Annotated in this window: 2 protein-coding genes; both read left to right on the forward strand. The window is 32.2% G+C overall.

Annotated features, from left to right (window positions below; translation table 11 throughout):
- The first annotated feature begins 896 nt into the window (after positions 1-896).
- Positions 897-2,297 (forward strand): histidine--tRNA ligase, encoded by a 1,401-nt coding sequence (gene hisS / locus F6K22_RS24260; RefSeq protein ID WP_293103833.1) that lies wholly within the window; start codon positions 897-899, stop codon positions 2,295-2,297.
- 228 nt (positions 2,298-2,525) lie between these two features.
- A partial coding sequence (locus F6K22_RS24265) for a c-type cytochrome (protein ID WP_363274305.1) occupies positions 2,526-2,883 on the forward strand: 358 nt, incomplete at its 3' end.

The following is a 2,883-nucleotide window of genomic DNA, read 5'->3' on the forward strand; positions in this document are numbered from 1 at the left end:
TAATAAACTTGTTAAGAGCTAAATATAGAAATCCTATTTTATTCCTGTCAAAAATATTACTGCTTTTTAGGAACACTTAACTGGGAACAGGAAAAAGGTAAGAGTTTCAGTTTTTTTATTTACTTTTTGATTACCCGCAACCTATGGGCGGATTGCTATAGTGGTATTTAGATATTTTATAGTACAAAAAGTATCTTAAAATCAGTCTAGATAAGGGAATTACATTGACACTCTAAAAATGCGTATAACCATTGATAATATTATGTCTGGTAGCATCGGAGCGTGTATACAATAAGGTCAAAATGGGCAAAAAACCTTCTGCCTTCAGGATAGCTGCCTTCTGCCTTCCTTTTACCAAAATATAACTATTCAAGCGGACATGATATAATTTAGGATTTATACCTTTTTGACGAAAAGTTTATCCCAATCTATATTTGAGCCTGTTTTCTAGTTCTGTTTTTTTTAAGTCTCAATAAGTAATTTAGGCATTGCTGAATTAAGGTATGAAAGTAAGTTTATAGGTAATAGGGAAAAGGGAAAATTTAATTGGGAATAGTTAATATTAATAAGTAGTTCAAACAATCCAAAATTATCAAATCATATATTTAATTTAGACATAAATAAATTCATCAGAGAAAAATATCTGAGGTAAATAATGGTAAAAGCAGATAAAATATCAAAAATAAGCAAAAAGTGAATAGGGAGAATAAACTTGAAAATTATGTAAGATTAAATATTGATTTTTCATTGTAATGTTCGTAATTTATATGTATCATAAAAAAACATTTTTTCTCCCATATTTTTGTTTTTTTTGTAATCAATCTGTTAAGAGCTAAATAAGTAATTTAGGCATAAAGAAATTGATCGGAAAAAAATATCTGAGGTAAATAATAAAAATGGCAAAAGTAGATAAAATTAATTATAGTTGTCCTAGTGGATTTCCAGAGTTTCTCCCTGGTGAAAAACGATTGGAAAATTATTTAATGGATACAATTCGTCAAGTGTTTGAACGCTACGGATTTACACCAATTGAAACTCCAGCAGTTGAACGTTTAGAAGTTTTACAAGCAAAAGGAAATCAAGGGGATAATATTGTTTATGGTTTATCTCCAATTCTACCTCCAAATCGTCAAGCAGAAAAAGAAAAAGCTGGAGATACTGGCTCAGAAGAAAGGGCGTTAAAGTTTGACCAAACTGTTCCTTTTGCTGCTTATATTGCTCGGCATTTGAATGATTTGAATTTTCCTTTTGCTCGTTATCAAATGGATGTAGTTTTTCGAGGCGAACGGGCAAAAGATGGTCGTTTTCGTCAGTTTAGACAATGCGATATTGATGTTGTTGGTAGAGGAAAATTAAGTCTATTATATGATGCACAAATTCCGGCGATTATTGCGGAAATTTTTGAAGCGATTAATATTGGAGATTTTCTCATCAGAATTAATAACCGCAAAGTTTTGACTGGTTTTTTTGCATCTGTGGGAGTTGCAGCAGAGAATATTGTGTCTTGTATTCGGATTGTTGATACTGCGGATAAAGTGGGAGAAGCTAAGGTTAAAAAAGCTTTATCTGAAATTAGTTTGTCTGAATCTCAAGTGGAAAAAGTTTGGGATTTTACTAAAATCAAAGGTACGGTTGATGATGTTTTGGATAAGCTGAAAAGTATGACAGAAACTTTGGATGATTCTGAGGTTTTGAGTCAGGGAATTTCTGAATTAGAAACAGTTATTTCTGGAGTCCGAAATTTGGGAGTTTCAGACCAACGTTTCTGTATCGATCTATCAATAGCTAGGGGATTAGATTATTATACGGGCACAGTTTATGAAACTACTTTAATCGGACATGAAGCTCTAGGAAGTATTTGTTCTGGGGGTAGATATGAAGAATTAGTGGGAATGTTTATTGGGGAAAAAATGCCAGGAGTTGGTATTTCTATTGGTTTAACTAGATTAATGAGTCGTTTATTAAAGGCTGGTATTTTAGAATCTTTTGCTCCGACTCCAGCAACAGTTATGGTTGTAAATATGCAGTCAGATTTAATGGCAACTTATTTGGATGTTTCTCAAAAGTTACGTCAGAGTGGAATGAATGTAATAACAAGTTTTGATAGTCGTGGAGTTGGAAAACAATTACAACAAGCAGATAAGCAAAAAATTCCTTTTTGTATAATTATTGGTTCGGAGGAAGCAGCAGCTAATATGTGTAGTTTAAAAGATTTAAGAAATGGCGAACAAATGAAAGTGCCAATAACAGGTTTAGCAGGTGTGTTGAAGCAAAGATTGACTAATTTAGAAGTCTGAATTCTGAATTCTGAATTCAGAAGTTAGTAATAATACCTCTAATTTGTGTTGGGTAAATCTCAAATTTGAAGAAAGCCAAAAACTTATCGTTTTTAGGGCGCAGGGAATAGAAAAAAAGTATTTTTGCGGATATGAAATCTATCCTTTGTATTCCCTTCTGATTCTCGATATAATTACACCAATACGAATAGGTTAGATGTAAAGTATAATTGAATTTACAAAGGAAAAATGAAAAAAATAATTACAGCTTGCTTATTAATATTTATATTGTTCAATGTTATGAAAATGCCGACTGCATTAGGAGTCGAAACAACAAAAGGTGCGGAACTTTTTCAGATTCATTGTGTAGGTTGTCATGCTAATGGAGGGAATATTGTCAGACGGGGGAAAAATTTAAAAATAGAGACTTTGGAAAGAAATAAATTAGATTCTGTTGAGGCGATCGCTTACCTTGTTAAAAATGGTAAAAATAATATGTCTGCTTATGAAGAGCGTTTAACTGAAACGGAGATAGAAACTGTATCTGGTTATGTATTGGAGGAGGCAAAAAATAATTGGCATTCTGAAGGGATAATGAGTAAGGTGA

The organism is Okeania sp. SIO2F4, assembly GCF_010672385.1.
Classification (GTDB): Bacteria; Cyanobacteriota; Cyanobacteriia; order Cyanobacteriales; family Microcoleaceae; genus Trichodesmium.

Bases quoted from the DNA above. Each gene is read 5' to 3' on its own strand.
- hisS (WP_293103833.1), top strand. From the start codon at position 897: ATGGCAAAAGTAGATAAAATTAATTATAGTTGTCCTAGTGGATTTCCA.